General features: G+C 69.1%; 17 protein-coding genes. 5 read left to right on the forward strand and 12 right to left on the reverse strand.

The window, feature by feature from the left end:
• The first annotated feature begins 158 nt into the window (after positions 1-158).
• Complete coding sequence (locus tag OHA18_RS14960) at positions 159-755, forward strand: ParA family protein (RefSeq protein ID WP_329004678.1); 597 nt, start codon at positions 159-161, stop codon at positions 753-755.
• A 105-nt stretch (positions 756-860) separates the two neighbouring features.
• Here the strand turns inward: OHA18_RS14960 and OHA18_RS14965 are convergent, their stop codons facing one another.
• From OHA18_RS14965 to OHA18_RS14985, 5 genes are all read right to left on the reverse strand, one after another.
• Positions 861-2,009, reverse strand: a complete 1,149-nt coding sequence (locus OHA18_RS14965; RefSeq protein WP_329004679.1) for an ROK family transcriptional regulator — start codon at positions 2,007-2,009, stop codon at positions 861-863.
• 112 nt (positions 2,010-2,121) lie between these two features.
• Positions 2,122-3,012, reverse strand: coding sequence for an oxygenase MpaB family protein (locus OHA18_RS14970; RefSeq protein ID WP_329004680.1), 891 nt, complete (start codon positions 3,010-3,012; stop codon positions 2,122-2,124).
• Positions 3,013-3,075: 63 nt separating this feature from the next.
• Complete coding sequence (locus OHA18_RS14975; protein WP_329004681.1) at positions 3,076-6,426, reverse strand: S8 family serine peptidase; 3,351 nt, start codon at positions 6,424-6,426, stop codon at positions 3,076-3,078.
• Positions 6,427-6,500: 74 nt separating this feature from the next.
• Entirely contained in the window at positions 6,501-7,034 is a 534-nt protein-coding gene (locus OHA18_RS14980) for a GNAT family N-acetyltransferase (RefSeq protein ID WP_329004682.1), read from the reverse strand.
• Between the two features lie 9 nt (positions 7,035-7,043).
• The gene (locus tag OHA18_RS14985; RefSeq protein ID WP_329004683.1) at positions 7,044-8,339 is read right to left on the reverse strand and encodes an XRE family transcriptional regulator; all 1,296 of its coding nucleotides are present in this window, start codon (positions 8,337-8,339) and stop codon (positions 7,044-7,046) included.
• Between the two features lie 214 nt (positions 8,340-8,553).
• Between OHA18_RS14985 and OHA18_RS14990 the strand changes: the two genes are divergently transcribed.
• Entirely contained in the window at positions 8,554-8,742 is a 189-nt protein-coding gene (locus tag OHA18_RS14990) for a hypothetical protein (protein ID WP_329004684.1), read from the forward strand.
• 391 nt (positions 8,743-9,133) lie between these two features.
• On the opposite strand, the gene OHA18_RS14995 is transcribed toward OHA18_RS14990, so the two are convergent.
• On the reverse strand, positions 9,134-9,325 hold the full coding sequence (locus OHA18_RS14995; protein WP_329004685.1) for a hypothetical protein: 192 nt from the start codon (positions 9,323-9,325) through the stop codon (positions 9,134-9,136).
• Position 9,326: 1 nt separating this feature from the next.
• Here OHA18_RS14995 and OHA18_RS15000 point away from each other — a divergent pair, with 1 nt between their 5' ends.
• Positions 9,327-9,632, forward strand: a complete 306-nt coding sequence (locus OHA18_RS15000) for a MarR family winged helix-turn-helix transcriptional regulator (RefSeq protein WP_329004686.1) — start codon at positions 9,327-9,329, stop codon at positions 9,630-9,632.
• Between the two features lies 1 nt (position 9,633).
• Here OHA18_RS15000 and OHA18_RS15005 read toward each other — a convergent pair whose 3' ends face one another.
• The 3 genes from OHA18_RS15005 to OHA18_RS15015 are packed head-to-tail and all read right to left on the reverse strand — an operon-like array spanning position 9,634 to position 13,101.
• Positions 9,634-11,073, reverse strand: coding sequence for a GNAT family N-acetyltransferase (locus tag OHA18_RS15005; RefSeq protein ID WP_329004687.1), 1,440 nt, complete (start codon positions 11,071-11,073; stop codon positions 9,634-9,636).
• Positions 11,074-11,097: 24 nt separating this feature from the next.
• Entirely contained in the window at positions 11,098-11,592 is a 495-nt protein-coding gene (locus OHA18_RS15010) for a hypothetical protein (protein ID WP_329004688.1), read from the reverse strand.
• A 54-nt stretch (positions 11,593-11,646) separates the two neighbouring features.
• The gene (locus OHA18_RS15015) at positions 11,647-13,101 is read right to left on the reverse strand and encodes an MDR family MFS transporter (protein WP_329004689.1); all 1,455 of its coding nucleotides are present in this window, start codon (positions 13,099-13,101) and stop codon (positions 11,647-11,649) included.
• Positions 13,102-13,220: 119 nt separating this feature from the next.
• Between OHA18_RS15015 and OHA18_RS15020 the strand changes: the two genes are divergently transcribed.
• On the forward strand, positions 13,221-15,452 hold the full coding sequence (locus OHA18_RS15020) for an NACHT domain-containing protein (protein WP_329006114.1): 2,232 nt from the start codon (positions 13,221-13,223) through the stop codon (positions 15,450-15,452).
• Here the strand turns inward: OHA18_RS15020 and OHA18_RS15025 are convergent.
• Positions 15,352-16,572, reverse strand: coding sequence for an MFS transporter (locus OHA18_RS15025; protein ID WP_329004690.1), 1,221 nt, complete (start codon positions 16,570-16,572; stop codon positions 15,352-15,354). The genes OHA18_RS15020 and OHA18_RS15025 overlap by 101 nt on opposite strands.
• A gap of 54 nt (positions 16,573-16,626) precedes the next feature.
• On the opposite strand from OHA18_RS15025, the gene OHA18_RS15030 reads away from it, so the two are divergent.
• Positions 16,627-17,355, forward strand: coding sequence for an AraC family transcriptional regulator (locus tag OHA18_RS15030; protein ID WP_329004691.1), 729 nt, complete (start codon positions 16,627-16,629; stop codon positions 17,353-17,355).
• Here the strand turns inward: OHA18_RS15030 and OHA18_RS15035 are convergent.
• Together OHA18_RS15035 and OHA18_RS15040 are read right to left on the reverse strand one after the other, a co-directional pair.
• Entirely contained in the window at positions 17,328-17,939 is a 612-nt protein-coding gene (locus OHA18_RS15035; RefSeq protein ID WP_329004692.1) for a TetR/AcrR family transcriptional regulator, read from the reverse strand. The two genes, OHA18_RS15030 and OHA18_RS15035, sit on opposite strands and share 28 nt — an antisense overlap.
• Positions 17,932-19,488 carry an AMP-binding protein gene (locus tag OHA18_RS15040; protein WP_329004693.1) on the reverse strand — a complete coding sequence of 519 codons (1,557 nt, stop codon included), beginning with the start codon at positions 19,486-19,488 and terminating at the stop codon, positions 17,932-17,934. The genes OHA18_RS15035 and OHA18_RS15040 overlap by 8 nt, the downstream gene beginning before the upstream one ends.
• Positions 19,489-19,491: the final 3 nt, after the last annotated feature.

Below are 19,491 nucleotides of genomic sequence, written 5' to 3' on the forward strand. Positions count from 1 at the left end.
GGGTGCGATACAGGAGTAAGAGGCGAGGACCCGGGGAAAGGATTCTGGGCTGAAGTGGGCTTGAGCTTGTTCTCATGGGCCGGGGGCAACTATCACGATGTTCGAAGGCAACGCCGAAGACACGCCGGAAATCGGACAAAACCGGGTAAGTTCTGTTCATGATCATCGTGACAGCTGCACTGAAGGGCGGGGTCGGGAAGACAACCACGTCGGTGTACTTGGCCGCGCTGGCATCTTCCAACCGTCGTACATCCACTCTGATCGACGCCGATCCGCAGGGCAGCGCCGCGGACTGGATCGCGGAGTCCGAGGACGAACAACTCAACCGGATCGAGATCGCGGAGGCGCCGACCGAGCGCCTGCTGAACAAGGCGCTGGACAAGGTGCCGCCGGAGGGCATCGGCATCGTCGACATGCCGCCGTCGCACGAACGCCTGCTGAACAAGGCCCTCGAACGGGCCAGGATCGTGATCATCCCGACCCGTGTCGGCGGCGTCGAGACACCCCGGGTGAAGGCCGTGATGGAGCTGGTCCCGGACGACGTGCCGGCCGGCCTGGTGATCTGCTCGGCCCGCACGTACACCCGCTCGTACCAGGAGGCGATGCAGCAGTACGCCGAGGAGGGCATCCCGGTCTGGGGCACCATCCCCGAGCGCGTCTCCATCACCGCCGGCCCCACCGGCCCGCTCGCGGCCGACGGCCTCGAGTCGTACAAGAAGGTCTGGCGCAAGATCCTCGCCGCCGCCCGGAGCTGACGGACGTCTCAGGGGTCAACCCCACAGCTGGACGGTTGCCCCCTGAGAATCCGGGTGGGCAACCGACCACCTCGGGGGTCAACCCCTCAACGGTCCGGGCTGCGGTCAGCGGTGCAGCGGTGGTTCGCCGCGGACGTACGAGCGGATGACCGTGGCGGCCGCGCCCCGGGCCCAGTCGTCGAAGGTGTGGGAGCGGAGCATCAGGCGGCAGTCGCCGGCGGCGCCGAAGGCGTGTTCGGCGAAGGTACGCCGCATCCGCTCCTCGTAGAGGTCGTACTCCGCCACGCCCTCGCCGGCGATCACCACCAGCTCGGGGCCGACCAGGTTGACCATCGCGGCCAGCGCGGAGCCGATCACCTCGCCGGCCCGGTCGAACGCCTCCCGGGCCTGCAGGTTGCCCTCGTGGGCGAGTTTGATCGCGCCCGCCAGGTCGAGGTCCGCCCGCCCGGTCGTCTCGCGGGTCCGGGCCAGGATCGCGTCCGACGAAGCGACGGTCTCCACACACCCGCGCCGGCCGCAGGTGCAGACCAGGTCGCCCGGTGCCAGCGGCAGATGGCCGAGCTCGCCCGAGACGCCGTACGCGCCGGACACGACCTCGCCGTTGATGTACAGCCCGCACCCGATGCCGGAGCCGATCGTCACCACCGCGAACGAGTCAGCGTTCACCCCGACGCCGAACCAGTGCTCGGCCACGGTCAGCGCGCGCACGTCGTTCGACACCACGATCGGCACCCGCACCCGCTCGCCGAGCAGCTCCGCGACCGGTACGCCGCGCCAGCCCATCAGCGGCGAGTCCCGCACCACGCCGTGGGCCGCGTCGACATCACCCGACACCGCGATCCCGATACCGGCCAGCGGACCTGCCACCGCCGTACCGGACTTCAGTGAGCCGATCAGCGCATTCACGTGGGCGGCGACGCGGTCGATCACCACTTCCGGGCCGGTGTCGTCCAGCTCTTCGTGCCGGATGTTCAGGATGCCCGCGGTGAAGTCCGTGGTGACACCGATCAGGCTCGTCGGAGTCACCTTGACGCCGATCACCGAGACGCTGCTCGGTACGACGGTCAGCGGGCTGACCGGTCGCCCGATACCGATCTGGCTATCTCCCTCGACCGGAGCGGCCGCCTGGTCGGTGACGAACCCGGAGTCGATCAGCGGTGCCACTGCCTTGGTCACAGCGGCCTGCGACAGCCCGGTCCGGCGCGCGATCTCCACCCGCGGGATCGGCCCCTGAGTCAGAATCTTGGTCAGCACCGCGACTCCCGCCGGCGTAGCCAGGGGAAGCGGACGATGAGGACGCAGCGGCACGAGAACAACTTAGAGGACATCTGGGCTCTCTGCGCCCAGACGTCCTCTTACCGGCGGCTCATACCTCCGCGCCGCTTTCTGCCAGTGTTGGTGATGCGAGAGCCCAGCGGATGGTTCTGGTGAGGCCGTTTCCGGCTGCTCGTACGACGGTCCGCTCGGCCAGCGGGAGGTACGGGAGCCGCAGCGGCAGTCTGGTCCACCACGGGAGCAGTCCGACCGCAGCAGCCGTGAGTACGCCGTACGCCGGGCGGACCGTCCATGGGACCGGTGGGTGCACCAGCATGAACCGGGCTGCCTGCCGAGCCTCCGTCGTACCGCGCAGCTCGGGCTGGTACTCCTTCAGCAGCTGCTGCAGCTCGGCCACCGTCGTCGGCGGGTCGATCACCCCCAGCCTGCGGGCCACGAGCGCGGTGTCCTCGACGTACTGGTCCTGCTCGTCGGCGTCGAGCGGATGCGCGCCGTACCTCTGGTGGGCGGCGAGGAAGCTGTCCACCTCCGCCACATGCACCCACTTGAGCAGGTGCGGGTCGGACGCCCGGTACTTCACTCCGTCCGGGCTGGTGCCCCGGACCCGCTCGTGCACCGACCTGACGTGCTCGATCGCCTCTTCCGCAGCCGGGATCGCGCCGTACGTCGTGATGGCGAGGAAGTAGCTGGTCCGGCGCAGCCGGCCCCACGGGTCGCCGCGGTAACCGGAGTGCGCCGCCACCGCCGCCATCGCGAGCGGGTGCAGGGACTGCAGCAGCAGCGCCCGCAGTCCGCCGGCAAACATCGACGCGTCACCGTGTACCCGCCGGATCGGTCGCTCCGGCCCGAACCAGCGCGGTCCGGGAGTGTTGTGCACCCGGTCGCGTTCAGCGTGCGGGTCCGGACCGGCGACCTTCGTCAGAATCATCCGCGCCAAACCGTCCCGCAGCGGAGTCAACGATCCAGCACTGGTGGCGGCCATACGACCAGTCTGCGTCAGAAGGCCCGAGATCACAGATGTGACCCCGGGCCTTCTGATCCTGACTCAGTGCACAGGCACCAGATCCAGGACGGTCTGATCGATCGAGTTGCCGGCTTTGTCGGTCACCGTGGCACGGACCGACAGACTGTGGCCGGGCAACAGGGACCAGGGAGCCACGATGGTCCGGTAGCCGTCCTTCGTCCGGATCAGGGGTGCCGGAGTCCAGTGCCTGCCACGGTCCGGCGAGACCCAGAGCCGGGCGGACTTGATCGTCGAGGTGGTCGCGGCCGGCTGGTATCCGGCTCGCAGGTCGAACGTCAGCGGTCGCCACGCCGGCGCACTGCCGTCGAGTGACACGGACGGGTCGTAGTCGAGCCGGAGCATCGGCGGCATGACCGGGTTCTCACCCTCCGCCGGTGGCTTCGCGGTGAACTCCCAGCTGGTCTTCGCCTCGGTGGAGGACGGGACCTGATCGCTCTTCCAGCTGTGTTCCACCCGCCAGCGTGCGGTGCCATCGGGCACGTTGAAGAAACCGGAGGTCTCGTTGAGTTCTCCCATCGGCTTGCCGTTGCGGTAGAGCGCGAGCCGGTGTTCCGGGAACCGCGACAGATCGAGCACACCGAGATGTCCGGGATCGGCCACCCCGACCTGGATGTTGAACTGGCCCGCGTAGATGTCGCTCTCGGTCAGCTGCGGATGCATCGCCGTACCGAAGACCGAGCGCACCTTCTCACCTGGCTGGTAGGTCCGGTACGGGTTGTCGCAGACGCCGCTCTCGCCGGTGGACGGCAGATCCAGACACTGCCACCACTGGATGCCCGGGCCCGCCGACAGCATCTCGATCCGGTGCGACGGCGTCTTGACGGCCTGCCAGATCGACCCGCCGAAGGTGGTCAGCGTGCTCGCCGAGCCGCGGGCCACACCCACTGCGCCACCACCCCAGACACCGCCGAACGTCGTGTCGACCCGTGCCATCGCCCGGACGGTCTTGCGGTCGAGGTTCTTGGCCAGCGGCACCGTGAAGTGGTTCGCGGTCTGGTAGACCTCGTACAGGTCCGGATCGTCGGAGTGGGACTTCTTCGCCGCGGACGCCAGCTGCCATCGGGTCACGGTCTCGGTGATGCCGTGCTTCGGGGCCGCGGTCGGTTGTACGTAGATCCTCCCGGCGGTGACGTCCTCGATGCTCGGGTAGAGATCCTCGGCCTGCCACTGCGACGGTGCGGAGGCGCGCAGGGCCGTGACGGCGGCCGCGGTCGGCTCGGTGGGCTGACCCTCGACCACCGGGACGTTCAGCCGCACCGCCTTGCGGGCGTCCAGGGTGAACGCCGTGTCCCCGGCCACGGTGAGATCGGGGCCGCCGGTCAGGGCGAGTGTGTCGTCGGTGGTCACCCAGCTGTACATGCTCCACTCACCGGGAGGGATCCTGCGGGTTGAGCGACCCTGATCGTCCAGGGTGAACTGGACGAAGCCGCCGTTGGCGCTGTTGAACGCGTTGACCCATCCGCCGGACACGGCCTTCCCGTCGCGGTCGAGGACCTGGACGGACACGTCGTACATCGGCGGCTCGTCGTACGCGTTCAAGGCCAGGCGCAGGAGTTCCTTGCCGTCGGGGGCGAGCAGGTCGATCGATCCCTGCCAGAGGTCGTCGGTGACGGCTGCGGGGTCGAGCGTGACCGTCAGGCTCGCCGTACCGCCGGCTGGGACGGTGACGGCGGCCGGCGACACGACAACGGCAGACTCGGACGCCGGTGTGCCGACTCCGGAGCGCACCTCGTGGTCGGCGGCCGTGACTGCGACCGGCATGTTCCCGGGGTTCGTGAGAGTGATGGTGCGGGTTTGCTTCGCGTCGTCGGGGTGGCGGATCGCACCGAAGTCGACGACGCCCACGTCCGCCGTCAGGCCCGCCGACGTGGCGGTGGCGAGGTTCAGTCGCCCGCTGCCGGACCACGACGTGTACACACCGGTGTCGTCGACCGCGCTGCTGAGTCGCGCCTTGAGTTGCTGCCAGGTCAGGTCAGGGTGCTGCTGCAGCAGCAGTGCGGCCGAGCCGGTGACGAGCGAGGTCGCCTGCGACGTCCCGGAGTGTGCGACATACAGATCGCCGTCGCGCGCACCCGCCTGGGCCCCGAGGAGGCCCACCCCGGGTGCCGAGATCTCCGGCTTCTGGAGGTAGGACCAGGTCGGCCCCTCGCTGGAGAACGAGGCCTTGTGATCGGTGCCGTCGACCGCTCCGACCGTGAGGGCGGACGCGGCCGTCCCGGGAGTCTCGATCGAGTACGGCGTCGGGAACGACGACCCACTGTTGCCTGCGGCAACTACGAACAACGCGCCGCTGCTCGCGGTCAACCCGTCGACGGCCTCGGCCAGCAGGTCCTCGCTGTACCGGGGCGCGAAACCGCCGAGACTGACGTTGACGAGATCGGGCTGCTGCGCGGCCGCCCACTCCAGCCCGGCGATGATGCCCGACGTGGTGCCCTCGTCCTGACCGTTCAGGACCTTGCTGGAGACGAGCTCGACACCGGGTGCGACACCCTGCCGGGCGCCGTCCGACCCGGCGCCGTTGCCGGCCAGCAACGAGGCGACGTGCGTCCCGTGGCCGAGGTCGTCCTGAGTGCCCTCGCCGGTGAAGTCGGCCGCCGCGGTCACCTTGCCGACCAGCGCCGGGTGGCCGGTGTCGATCCCCGAGTCGACCACCGCGACCTTGACGCCCTTCCCGTTCAGGTCGCGCTGCCAGGCGGCTGGAGCCTTGATCTGGTCCAGGTAGCCGTCCCGTGGCGTGGCTTCGCCGGTGTCGGTCGAGTCGCCGTGTACGGCGGCGTCCAGCCAGACCTTGGTCGTCCAGGTGGTCGCGGCTGCGGTCAGGGCCGCGCCGAGCGACGCCGTACGGGACTTCGCGATCCGGCCGGCGGTGGCGTGCACGCTGGCGAGGTCGCGGGTCGCCGTGAACCCGGTGCTCGCCATCGTCCGGTCACCAGGGGCCTCGCGCACGATGACCGGCAGGTCTGCCCGGTGCGCGTCGTCGTACCCCATCTCGACCAGGCTCGTCACGTCGAACAGCTCAGGATCGAGTACGGCGGGAACCAGGCTCGCGACCTCGTGCGGCACGACGCTGATCCTGCCGCTGTCGCTGCGGATCGTGTACCCGCGGGTCCCCGTCCGGCCGTCCCGCGAGCGTACGTCGACGTGCGGCGCACCGCTCTTGTCCGGGGTGAGCGTGACGCGATCGCCGGTCAGCAGGGTGATCGTGGCCGGCGCGGTGAGGGGGGCTGCCCGGGGTGCAGCACTGAGACCGGGCGTGGGCGGTGGCTGCGCGTTGGCGTTGGACGTCGCGCCGGCAGTGGTGACCGCCGACAGCACCAACGCACCGGTGAGCAGGAGTGGTATTCGGTTCCGGATCGTTCTCGACAAGGGCATGGACTTGTCGTACCTGATCTGTCAGGACCGTACAGCAAAACGCACCTGCAGATGCCGGACATGACGGCTTTCGGTCAGCCGGCGTACTCGCCTTGCAGCAGCGAGTAGAGCAGGGAGTCGCGCCAGTCGCCGTTGGTGAAGACGTGGTCGCGGAGGTGGCCCTCGTAGGTGAAGCCGAGGCGTTTGACGACCGCGATCGAGGCCTCGTTCTCGGGGCCGATCGCGGCGGTCACCCGGTGCCGCCCCAGGTCGCCGAAGGCGAACCTCAGCAGCACCCGGGCGGCGTCCGTCGCGTAGCCGTGACCCCAGTGGTCCGCGCCGATCGCGTAGCCGAGCTTCGCTCCCCAGGCGCCGCTCGGTGCGATCCGGGCGAACCCGATCACATGGTCGTCGTCCGGACGGGTGACGGCGAGCATGTAATCGGGTCGGTCCTCCTGCGCGGACCGCTGGACGATACCGGCCAGGTTCTGCTCGGCCTTGGCCCGGTCGTAGCTGTCGAACGCCATCCAGGTCGTGACCCGGTCATCGCCGGCTATCGCCAGATAGTCGTCGAGATCGGTCGTTCGAAAGTCACGTAAAGTAGTCAGCTGGCCGCTGAGCGAATCCATTCGCGCAGGCTACCGGGGATAGGACTGCATCGGCGTCCGGGTGAAGGTCTCGATCTCCTCCTGCAGCTCCCGGGCGTCGTCCGCTCGCCCGGACTGCCGCAGCGCCTGGTGGACCCGGCGGGCCGAGTGCACCACGCCGTTGATCCGGCGCTCGGCCGGCAGCGTCAGCACCGGAGCGAGCGCGTCCGCCGCGCCGTCCAGCTCACCGCTCGCGATCCGCGTGATCGCCATCGCGGCATGGCTGCCGGCAGCGTCGCCGAAAGCCCACTCCGGGTGGTTCTGGTCGGTGTACGCGTCGACTGCCTGGCTGGAGTACCGCTGGGCTTGCTCGACCTCGCCGGGCAGCTGGGCGAGCGCGTCGGCGGCGTAGTACAGCTGGCGGTTGCGGCCGAACGTGCACAGGCCGCCCATGTCGTCCAGGTCGTCGTTGTGGACCGAGTTCCACGCCTCTTCGGCCCGCTCGAGCGCGGCCCGGGTGGCCTCGGGGTTGCCGAGCGCGGCCCAGGCGCGGGCCTCGCTGACCGGTAGCCAGACGCTGGTGGTGCTGTTGGCCTGCTCGGCGTACCCGGCGCCGAGCTGCGCGTACCGCACCGAGTCGTGCGGGTTGCCGGCCCAGTAGGAGACCAGCGACTGCAGGCCGCGCACCCAGGCGCGCAGGCCGTGGTGGTCGGCGTTGTCGGCGCACATGAACGCGGTCCGCGCCTGGGTCAGCGCTGCGTGTGGGTTGCCGAGGTCGTGGGAGGCCTTGGCGAGCAGACCGCCGGTGACGCCGGCCAGGAAGTACAGCTGGCGGTGGTTCTCCGGGCGCTGGCGGCTCTCCAGCAGACCGAACACCAGGTCCTGCGTCTCGACCAGTTGGCCGAGGATCTCCGGCAGTGGGCGCTGTGGATACGCCTGGGCGGCATGGCGCACGTCGGCGTACACCTGTTCCATAGCCTCGCTTCCGAGGCCGGACTGGGCCGCGAGGGCAAATGCCCTCGCGCGGCTGGCAGCCATGTCGAGAACCTCCATCTCGTTACCTGTCGTGATCCGTCCACTCGCGGCAGGTGCCGGCACCACCTGGGCGGCCTGCTCGGGCACGAACGGTGCGAGGAGCTCCTCGACCGGCTTGCCGAACATGCGTTGCAGGGTGCGCCGGGTCTGAGGAGTGGTCCCTGCGCGCTCGCCCGATGCGAGCCGACGCAGGTGCCGCTCGGTGATGGTTCCACCCAGCTCGACGAACTCGGCGACGATCTCGGAGTAGGTCTGGTTCCGGCGCTGGATCATGTGCGCCAGGACCGTCTTTGGCGCGTACCTACCCGCCATCGTTCCTCCCGTTCACGTCAGTACAGACGTTGTCTCGACTCATGCCCCACGACAAGGTGCTGTCCCCCAGATGTCCGTCAGAGGACCGGAAGAGGTCCGGCAAAGGTCCGGTCCAGGTCCTAGAGCGGTCACGGTGGGCTCGTGCACCATTACTGCCATGACAACCAGTAAGTCCAACTGGTTGCAAGGCCTGAGAGTTACGGGGTGAGAAGTAGTGAGCATCGCGGAAGTGACGTCGAGACAGCACCGGCGCAGAGTTCGGGTCTGGTTCGGCGAGCACGTGATCGCACAGTACGTCGCGGAGGCGCCGCTGGCGGCCCGCTACGAACACGCAATGCGGCGCCGTTTTGCCGGTCTCAAGGTCACCAACGACCTCCTCGGCCCGCTCGACTCCACTGACTGAAACATCCGTAGAAGCCGCACCACCTTGAGGCGTCCGGGTCCTCCTCAGACCCGGTCCGCTGCGCCCTGGGGTCTCCTCACGCTCAGGGGCAGCATTGGAAGGTCCGGGGCATTCCTCAGCTCCCGGACGAAACCGAGGTGCGGTCCGGAGCACTCCTCAGCTCCGGACCGCACCGCCCTCCCGTACCCGGCTGGGCTTGGCGGTTGAGTTCCCTGTATCGCCGCCGCCCAGCCGTTCCAACCACCTCCTGGCCGACACCTCGGGCCAGGCAGGGACCAGTGTCCTGGGCGGTAGGACACCGGAGGCCCCCGTCACCTCACCGGGAGCCTCCCCCTGAGGTGGCCGGCTTCGAGTGTGACCGCCGCGCCTGGGCGGTCACACTCGAAGCCTCTTAGCCGGCGAGGTTCCGCGCCATCTGTCTGAGGATGCCGACGGTGGCCAGGTACTCCTCGTCGGAGATGCCCGCAGTGACCTTCCGGCGCTGCGCCCGGACCTTGGTCTCGAGGTCCGCCAGGGCATGCGACCCGGCCGCCGTCAGCTCGTCGCCGGTCAGCCACTCGCGCTCGACCAGCGGATTCGTCACCGTGGCGAGCTCGGCCGGGTCGCCGCTCAGGAACGGCGCCAGCGCCGCCGCGATCGTCTGCGGCCAGCCCCGTGCGAGCAAGCTGGTCGCCGGCGCGGTCTCGGCCGGCCTGGTACGGCGGGAGGCCGACCAGGCGGACGGCCGTCGTACCAACCTTGTGCTCACGGCGGACGGCCGGCGGCAACTGGATGTCGTCCACGGCTTCCGCCGGGAGCGGTTCGCCGCGGCGATGGAAGACTGGACGGCCGACGAACGAAAGGTGTTCGCGGACCTGCTCGCCCGCTTCGTGACCGCGTTGGACCGCTAGATTAGATGTCCGCTTCGGGTCCGCGGCAGGCGCGCTGGAGGTCGGCGAAGGTCCCGTCCGGGTCGTGCAGGATGCGCATCCCGTCGCTGACCACTCGCCGGGTGCCAGCGTCGACCGGATCGAGGTTGGCCCAGGCCGTCGCCGTGACACCGAGCTCGATCTCGAGACCGGACGCCCGCGCGATCCGGACCTCTGTCAAGTACGGGCCCCACTGCTGCCGCCGTACGACGGCAACAGCCCCGAACGCCGTCAGCCACTCGTCGTCCGCCAGATACTTCTCCGGTACGTCGGTCAACAGGACCAGATCCACATCCGAGGTCATCCGAGCCGCATCCCGCGCCCAGGATCCGACCATCGCCAACCCGCGGACCTCGGGCTGACCCTCCGCCCACTGGGTCGCTGCGGCGAGGACCTCGTCCACCTCGTGCCGCCGTACCGACGGATCGGCGACATAGACGGCGAACGGCGCATCGGGCTGTACGTCGGGTGAGCCTTCCGCCCAGCCCTCCGCGCGGATCTCACCGGCGTACCGCATCCCGAGCCGCTTCATCACCGCTTGGGACGCGGTGTTGACGCGCTCGGTGAAGGCGATGACGGCCTGGGCGCCGAGCGTGCTGAAGGCGAAGTCCAGCCCGGCGCGGCCGATCTCGCTCGCGAGCCCGCGTCCACGCGCCGACTCCTTCAAGGCCCAGCCGAGCTCGAGCCGGTCGGCCGCCCATTCCGGTCCGACGAGCTCGGTGATGGCTGCGACGGCCGGCGAGTCAGCGGGCATGCGGGACAGTCCGCCCCGACCAGCCAGCGCACCCGACCTCTCGTACGCGATCCACTTGTTGACCGAGTCCCGCTCCCAACCCACCTGGATGTTCGCGACCTGCTGCGCGATCTGCTCCGGTGACCAGTGGGCGTCGTACCAGCGGGCCACCCACGGATCGGCGAACAGTTCCGCCAGGTCCGCCGCATGTCCGGGCAGGACACCGTTGGGTCCGGTGATCGGCTCGAGTCGGAGGCGGTCGGTGAACCTGGTCCGGACCGCGTGCGCCACCAGGTCCCGAAGCCGGCGGTCGCCGTCGGTCCGGTTCACCATCAACAGGTCCAGGTCGTCCGGTCCGGCCCACGCTGATGCGTCGTGCTTGCCGGCTTCGAGCCGGGGCCGGCTGAGGTCCCCGTCGACGGTGATCAGGTAGTCGAGCTCCCGCCGTACCCGGCCCTGCCACTCCCACTCCCAGTCGGCGACGGGCCAGACGATGTCGCGGACCTTCCAGCCGGTCTCCTCCTCGACCTCCCGCGCCAACGCCTCCTCCGGCGTCTCACCCGGCTCCAGATGCCCGCCGACGATGTCCCAGGTCTCAGGAAACAACCGACGCGCAGCCGTACGCCGCTGCAGATAGACGCGATGCCGCTCGTCCCGGATCAGAGCACCCACACAGTCGACCGCACGCATACAACCAACCTAGACCGACGGCAACTACCGATAGCCGGTGCCTCCGCATGTCAGACAGGTCGTGTATCCCCCACTGCAGGACGAGCAGTAGTGCCAGTTCTCGTTGGCGTCCTGCATAGCCGGATGTCCGCTGCAGTTCCAGCACATCACTCTGCCGCCGTCACATGTGCACGCCTGCTTCTTCGGCGAAGTGAACCATTCGTCCGAGATCGGCGCTTCCGGTTGTTGCGCGGTTGGTGGCGATGCTTGGAGGCGTCCGGCGCGGCGGCTTCTGCGCCTCGCGATACAGTCCGCGTCGGCTCGTGCGACCGACGGCCGGATCGCGACGTAATACCACAGCGCGACCGGGATGCTCAGCAACATGAAGTAGGTGACCACGGGCAACAAAGCCCAGAGCCACTTGCGTCGTCCCGCCCGTTGCCACGCGTGCCCGTGCAACCGCAAGACGCTGATGACCATCACGACCGATGCCGCCATCCCGGCATACGTGATGACGCTGACAATTTCCGATCCGCTCATGCCCCCGCCCCCCAGTTCGGAGTATGTGCTGCGTCTAGCAGCCGCACAAGGGGATCAGCGGTTGGCCAGGGGGCGTTCGGCGACGCGGTTCGGCATGAAGGTGACGGCGGCTACCAGGAGTACGGCGGCGATCGCGGCGCCGTAGTACACGTCGTGGATCGCAGGGGCTAGGACGTCGCTCGGCAGCTTCTCCAGGTCCTCGTGGTCGCCGCCGAGACGGGCAGCCACCACACCGTTGGCCACGGCACCGAATACCGCGACACCGACCGCGCTGCCGACCGAGCGGGAGAACATGTTGGCGCCGGTCACCACGCCACGCGTCTGCCAGTCCACCGACGACTGTGCCGCCACAACCGAAGGCGATGCGGAGAAGCCGAGGCCGACGCCGATCACGAAGCACGCCGCGGCCAGGTGCAGCACAGAACTGCCGGACCCGACCGTCAGCAGCAGTCCGGAGCCGAGTACGACGATGATCGCGCCCATCAGCATCGTGGTGCGGAAGCCGACGCGCAGATAGATCCGTCCGGCAAACGAAGCAGCGATCGGCCAGCCCAATGTCATGGCTGCCAGCGCGAATCCGGCGACAAGTGCCGACGTACCGAGGACGCTCTGCGCATACAGCGGCACGTACGTCGACAGTCCGATCATCAGCAACCCGATCAGCAACGCGGCCGAGTTCGCCGAGTTGAGTACTCGTTGCCCGAGCACCCACAACGGCAGGATCGGCTCGGCGGCCCGGCGCTCGACGAGGACGAACGTGGTCAGCAGGACGACGGCTGCGGCCAGGATCACGATGCTCGACGTCGAATCCCAGTCCCACATCACGCCGCCCTCGAGCAGCCCGAGCAGCAGCAGCGAACCGCCGACCGCGAGCAGGATCCCGCCGGCGTAGTCGATCTGGTGGCTGGTCTTGGTCGCGACCTTCTCCTGGAACCGGCGTACCAGCACCCAGGCGGCCGCCATCCCGAGCGGGATGTTCACGAAGAAGATCCACCGCCAGGAGATGTAGTCCGAGAACACGCCGCCCAGCGTCGGTCCGACGAACGACGAGATGCCCCAGACGCTGGCGATGTAGCCCTGCACCTTGGCCCGCTCCGCGACCGTGTAGATGTCGCCGACGATCGTCATCCCGATCGGCTGGATCGCCCCCGCGCCGAGCCCCTGGATCAGCCGGAACGCGATCAGCGCCGGCATGCTCCAGGCGAACCCGCAGAGCACCGACCCGAGGATGAACAGCCCGACGCCGAGCAGCATCATCGGCTTCCGCCCGCGCTGGTCGGCGAGCTTGCCGTAGATCGGCACCGACACGGCCTGCGCGAGCAGGTAGATCGAGAACAGCCAGGGGAACTGCGTGAACCCGCCGAGGTCGTCGACGACGGACGGTACGGCGGTGGCCAGGATCGTCGCGTCGATCGCGACCAGCCCGACGCTCAGCATCACCGCCAGCAGGATCGGTCCCCGCTCGGACCGAAGCCCCACACTCGTCCGGTCGATCCGCTCAGTAGTCATATCAGTGATTAATGTATGTGATCTGACAACAATTCCCCCACGCGCTGATCGCCTGCTGGACGGCGACGCGCGCAGCAGGGACGGTGGGCTCACGGACCGTTACGCTCCGGGGGGTGAGGATGCGGGACGGTCTGGTGCGAGCCGTCGTGCTCGTGGTGACCGTCTCGCTCACGCTGGTCCTGCTGCCGATCGCGATCAACGTGGGCACCGGCGGGACCGCGCCGGCCTTCCTCGAGCCGTACGTCGGCTGGGCCTGGCCGCTGACCGGAGTCCTGTGGGCGGCCGCGATCGTCACCGCGATGATCGAGGTCCGCAGCCGCCGGCTTCCGGTCGTCTCCAGCCGCAGCGCAGACCAGCCGCGCAACCGCCCGAACGCGCTCGCCCGTATCGACCGCTACCTGTCCGAGCGCCGGGCCGGCTCACTCGCGTCGCGGACCCGTATCGCACTGGCTCTGGACGAGCACCCGGACGCGGTGGTCCGTCCGTACGATCTGCTGGTCCAGCCGCTCGACCACGCGCCGAGGCGGGTGCCGAACGAGGCGGACATCGCGAACGTCTTCGACGAACTCCAGGACTCCATGCTGATTCTCGGCGCACCGGGCGCCGGCAAGACCACGCTGCTCCTGGAGCTCGCCCGGAACCTCTCCGAGCAAGCACACGCCGACGAGAACCTGCCGATCCCGGTCCTGGTCGATCTGGCCGGCTGGACCGCACCGTCGACCCGCCAGAGCGATGACGACCCGGCCGACAGCGCACTGCTCGCTGCCTTCGTCCGCTGGTTGCTGTACGAGCTCAGCGACCGCTACGGGATCCCAGCACCGGTTGGACGTACCTGGTTGCGCGACGGCCGTCTGGCCCTCCTGCTCGACGGTCTCGACGAGATCGACGAACCGGACCGCGCCAAACTTGCACCGGTCCTGGAGGAGCTGCGCCGCAACTATCTGGTCGGCCAGGTCGCAGTGACCTGCCGCACGCACGACTACGAACGCCTCCCCCACCAGCTCAAGCTGTACGGCGCTGTGCACATCAGACCGCTCACCAGACAACAGGTGCTCGACTACTTCGCCGCGGTCGGCACAGCGTTGGACGGTGCTCGGACAGCGATCGAGCAGGACGACGAGCTCTGGGATCTGGTCAACTCACCGCTGATGCTCAACGTCATGATCCTGGCGTACCAGGGCCGGGCTCCGGAGGACGTGCTCGCCGGTGGGGTCGCCGACCAGCGGCGTGAGCTGTTCGACACCTACATCTGCGAGGTCCTGGCCCGGAATCGCAAGACTGCAAGGCAGTACGACTCCAAGACCGCAGTACGACGGCTGTGGTGCCTGGCGTGGTGGACGCGCAGCCGTGCGGGCGACCGTACCGCCGTACCGCGGTGGATGACACCGAACGGCTGGTTCGGATTGTCGCTGCCGGACGTGGACTACCTGACGCACGCGGTCTGCCTACCGGCGCTGTTTGCCGCACTCACTGCGGGCGCCACGCTGGTCATGATCGCGCAGTACGGCGCACTCGCCGGATTGGCTGTTGCCGGAGCCACTCTCCTGCTCGTCCATCTGAGACCGCACCCATGGCAGCGGCTGACCGGAAGCGCACCGGACCGCGGGCTGCTGTTCGCCCTGGTGTTGCTGTCGAGCACAGCGGTCACCGTCCTGGTGACCGTAGCCGCGCTGGGTCTGGTCGAACTACTGACAGCCAAGGTTGCGCTCACTGTGGAAGCTGTCGTGATCGCCGGCTCGTACGCCGTCGAGTTCGTCATCTTCCACGACAACTCGCGTCGGCTGCTGCTCGCCCTGCGGCTGGCCGTGGTGGTGGCGGCCAGTTGGATCACGCTGAGCCTCGGCGACGGCACTGCCTTCGCCTGTGGACTGGCGGTCGGGCTACTCATTGCCCAGGCCATTCGGATGGTGAAGTCGCTGCCCAGTGATCACCTGTCCGCCACACCCGACAAGGGATGGCGGATGGACCCGTGGGTCGGCGGTGGGGCCGTCGCCGCATTCCTCGTCGCCCTGGTCCTCGGAGCGGACCTGGCATCGCCACAACTGGAGGCGGTCGCCGGCATCCTGGTCGGCACTGTCGCCGCGAAGCCCTGGCGCCGTCGGCCACCTGTCCTCGCCGGACCGCTGTCGCGACTGCTCCACGACTCACTGCTCCGCTGGACCGGGTACGTACCGTGGCACCGCAGCGCCTTCCTCCGGTACGCCGCCGACCGCTACGTGCTCGCCCGCACCGGGCGCGGTCAGTACGCGTTCATCCACCTGCTCGTTCGCGATCACCTGGCCGAATGCGCTCCGGACGAACTCGCGGCGAAGGTCGACCGCCGGATCGCGGAGCGCGCCGCCCGTCGGTGACCGGCTCGGCGATCGCGTACCCGATCAGGCTGCAGCACACAACCAGTGCGATCAGCGTGCTCAAGGCGAGTTGCAGTGACGTGTGCTCAGCGATCGTGCCGAGGACCGGGGTGGCGACCCCGCCGATGCTGACGGCAAGACCGAGGGTCATCCCGCCCGCGGTACCGACGCGTCCCGGGAGGAAGTCCTGCCCGAGCGTCACGTGCAGGGAGAACGGGATCGACATCGCGATCGCGGTCACGCCGAGGAATCCGAAGAACGCCGGGCCGGGGACGAACACCAGGCAGGCGATCGCAGGTACGGCGACGGCGTACGACGCGCGCAGCGTGCGGACCCGCCCGTGCCGGGTGGCGAGCCGGCCGCCGATCAAGGTGCCGAGCGCGCCGGCCGCGAACAGGATGAACAGTGCGATGCCGCCGGTCGTCGTACCGCCGCCGACGCGCTGGCCGGCGTACAGCGCGATGAAGGTGCCGAGACCGACGAACACGATCGACCGGCAGATCATGATCGCCGACAACCGGAGGAACGACGGCCAGTCGTCGGCCCCTTCGACCCGTCCGCGAGTGACCGCGTCGGTGACGCGCGAGCGGATCGCCCAGGAGGTGATGGCGGCGCCGAAGAGCGCGGGTACGACGAGCACTGGCGTCAGCGACAGCCCGCCGGCGGCGATGACCGGCGTGACCAGGACCGGTGCGAGCGCAAACCCTACGTTCCCGCCGACCGAGAACCAGCTCATCCCGACATGGCTGCCGCCGCTCACGACGCGGGCCATCCGGGCCGCCTCCGGGTGGTACGCCGCTACGCCGAGCCCGGACAATGCGGCCGCGAGCCAGGTCAGCAAGTAGGTGTGACCGACCCCGATCAAGGCGATGCCGAGCCCGGCCGTGGTCATCGCGACCGGGATCAGCCAGGTCAGCGGACGCCGGTCGGTGAGTACGCCGAACACCGGCTGGACGACCGACGAGAGCAGGGTCGCGGCCAAGGTGATGCCGGACACGGCGACGTACCCGAGGCCGCGCTCGGCGACCAGGAACGGCACCAGTGCGGGCACGCTGCCCTGGTAGATGTCCACGCAGGCGTGGCCGGTCGCCATCAGTCCGATCGGTCGAAGTCTTCTCACCACTCGATCGTCGTCCGCGGGTGGGCTGTCCGGCTTCCGATAAAATGCCAACCTATGCCGGAAATCCGCCAACGTCCCGCAACCACCGGCCACCGCCCGATCGAGGCCGGCGGCGGCATCGAGGCGCACTGGCACGACCGCCACCAGATCGTGTACGCCGGTCGCGGCGTCCTGTCGGTCACCACCGACGCCGGCAGTTGGGTAGTCCCCGCCACGAGAGCCATCTGGGTCCCAGCCGGCACCATCCACCAACACCGCGCCTACGGCGAAACCACCCTCCACACGGTGGGACTGGAGCAGAACCCGCTCGGCTTGAAGGCTCCATCGGCCCTGGTGGTCAGCCCACTGCTCCGCGAACTGATCCTCACCTACACCTCTGATGAGGATGAGTCTGCCGAGCGTCGGCGGTTGCATGCCGTCTTGCTCGATCAGCTCCGGCGGTCACCCCAGCGGCCGACCTATTTGCCGACGCCGCGCGATGCACGGCTGGTTGCCGTCTGCGACATGCTGCGCGATGACCCCGCCGATGCGAGGACACTGACCGACCTCGGGCGGCTAGTAGGTGCGAGTGAGCGGACTCTGAGTCGACTGTGCAAAGCGGACCTCGGGATGACCTTCCCGCAGTGGCGGACTCAGTTGCGGCTGCACGAGGCCCTCAGACTGCTCGCCGAAGGGGAGTCAGTCACCAGAGTGGCGCACCAGACCGGTTGGGCGTCGGCCAGTGCGTTCATCGACACGTTCCGGCGCGCCTTCGGTCACACACCGGGCTCGCGCAGGGCCTGATCCAGGATCCGGCTCCACTGCCGTACGATCCCGCGTCGCCGCGCGCTGTCATCGGTCAGCAGGTCAGCCAGCCCCAGACCGCGCGCCATGTCCAGCACCCCCTGCACGGTCTCCCGCACGCCCGGCGTCCGCTCGCTGACCTCCAGCACCTCCAGCAACGCCCGGTGTGCCTGCCGCCCGACATGCGACTCCAGCCGGACGATCTGCCGCCGCAGCGCGTCCTCGGTCGACGCCGCCACCCAGAGATGCAAGGCGGCCCGGAACAACGGCCCGGTGTACACGTCGGCCAGCATCCCGACGATCGCCTCGGTCCGCCCGGCCCCGCTCGGCAACGCGGCCGCCTGCGCCCGAATCTCCGCCAACCGCACCTCGGTCATGTACTCGACCGCCGCCGCGAACAGATCGGCCCGGGTCGGGAAGTGATGCTGCGCGGCCCCGCGCGACACCCCGGCCCGGGTCGCCACGACGCTCACCGTCGTCGCGGCGTACCCGACCTCGGCGAGCGAGTCGACAGCCGCCGCCAGCAACCGCTGCCGCGTCGCCCGCGAACGGTCCTGCTGCGGCGCCTTGAGCACCTCACTCACGCGCGGCCTCGCGGGCCCGGAGCTCACGCCGCAGGATCTTCCCCGACGCCGCCTTCGGCACCGCGTCGATGAACTCCACCTGCCGGATCTTCTTGTACGGCGCCACCCGCGCGCCGACGTACTCCATCACGTCAGCCTCCGTCAGCTCGGCACCAGGCATCGGCACCACGAACGCCTTCGGTACTTCGTTGCCGTCGGCATTGACCCCGATCACGGCCGCGTCCGCGATCCGGTCGTCGGTGAGCAGCACCGCCTCGAGCTCGGCCGGCGGCACCTGGTACCCGTGGTACTTGATCAGTTCCTTCACCCGATCCACGACGTACAGGTAGCCACGCGCGTCCACCCGGCCGATGTCGCCGGTGTGCAGCCAGCCGTCCGGGTCGATGGTCGCGTCGGTCTCGGCCGGGCGTCCGAGGTACCCCTTCATCACCTGCGGCCCGCGGATCCAGATCTCGCCCTCGCCCGTATCGTTGCCATCGGCACCGACCAGCCGCATCTCGGTCGACGGGAACAGCTTGCCGACCGCACCCGGCGGCGGCTCCGGGTCGTCCTGCGGTACGGCGTGCGTCCCCGGCGACAACTCGGTCATCCCGTAGGCCTGCAGTACGGCGTGCAACCCGAGCCGCTTGGCGCACGCCTCGGCCAGCTCACCGTCCAACGGCGCCGCCGCGGACGTCACGTGTTTCAAGGCGGACAGGTCGACGCCGTCCACGGCCGGGTGCTTGGCCAGCGCCAGCACGACCGGCGGCGCGACGAACGCCCGGGTGATCCGCTGCTGATCCAGCGTGGTCAGGAACTGCTGCAGCTCGAACTTCGGCAGGACGACGACGGTCGCGCCGAGCCGCAGCGGCAGGTTCATCAGCACGGACAGCCCGTAGATGTGGAAGAACGGCAGGATCGCGATGATCCGCTCCTCCTCCTCGAGCGTGATCATCACCTCGGCCTGCGAGATGTTCGTCCCGATGTTCCGGTGGGTGAGCATCACGCCCTTGGCCGCGCCGGTGGTGCCGCTGGAGTACGGCAGCACCGCCACGTCCTCGGCCGGATCGATCGTCACCTCAGGCTCAGGGGCCGTCGAGGCGAGCAGCTCCAGGACCGAGCGGTACCCCTCGGCCTGGTCGCAGACGAAGATCTCCGAGACGTCCGTACCCTCGATGGCCGCGGTCGCGACCGGCAGGAACAGCGAAATCGTCACCAGCAACTTCGCTTTCGAGTCGATCAACTGCTTGTGCAGCTCGTCCGCGGTGTAGAGCGCGTTCACCGTGGTGACGGTCGCGCCGGCGCGGGTGGCGCCGTAGAACACCACCGGGTACAGAATCGTGTTCGGGCTGTAGAGCGCGATCACGTCACCGTGCCGGATCCCGAGCTCGGCCAGCCCGGCCGCGACGCGACGGGTCATGTGGTCCAGCTGGGCGTAGCTGAGCTCCTTGCCGGTGATGCCGTCGACCATCGCCGGCCGGTCGCCGTACTCCTGGGCTCTGCCGAGAACGGCGTCGTGGATCGGTACGTCGAGCACCTCGACGGGCGGGAACTCGCTGGTGATGATCATGGC

It is taken from the genome of Kribbella sp. NBC_00709 (genome assembly GCF_036226565.1).
GTDB lineage: Bacteria > Actinomycetota > Actinomycetes > Propionibacteriales > Kribbellaceae > Kribbella.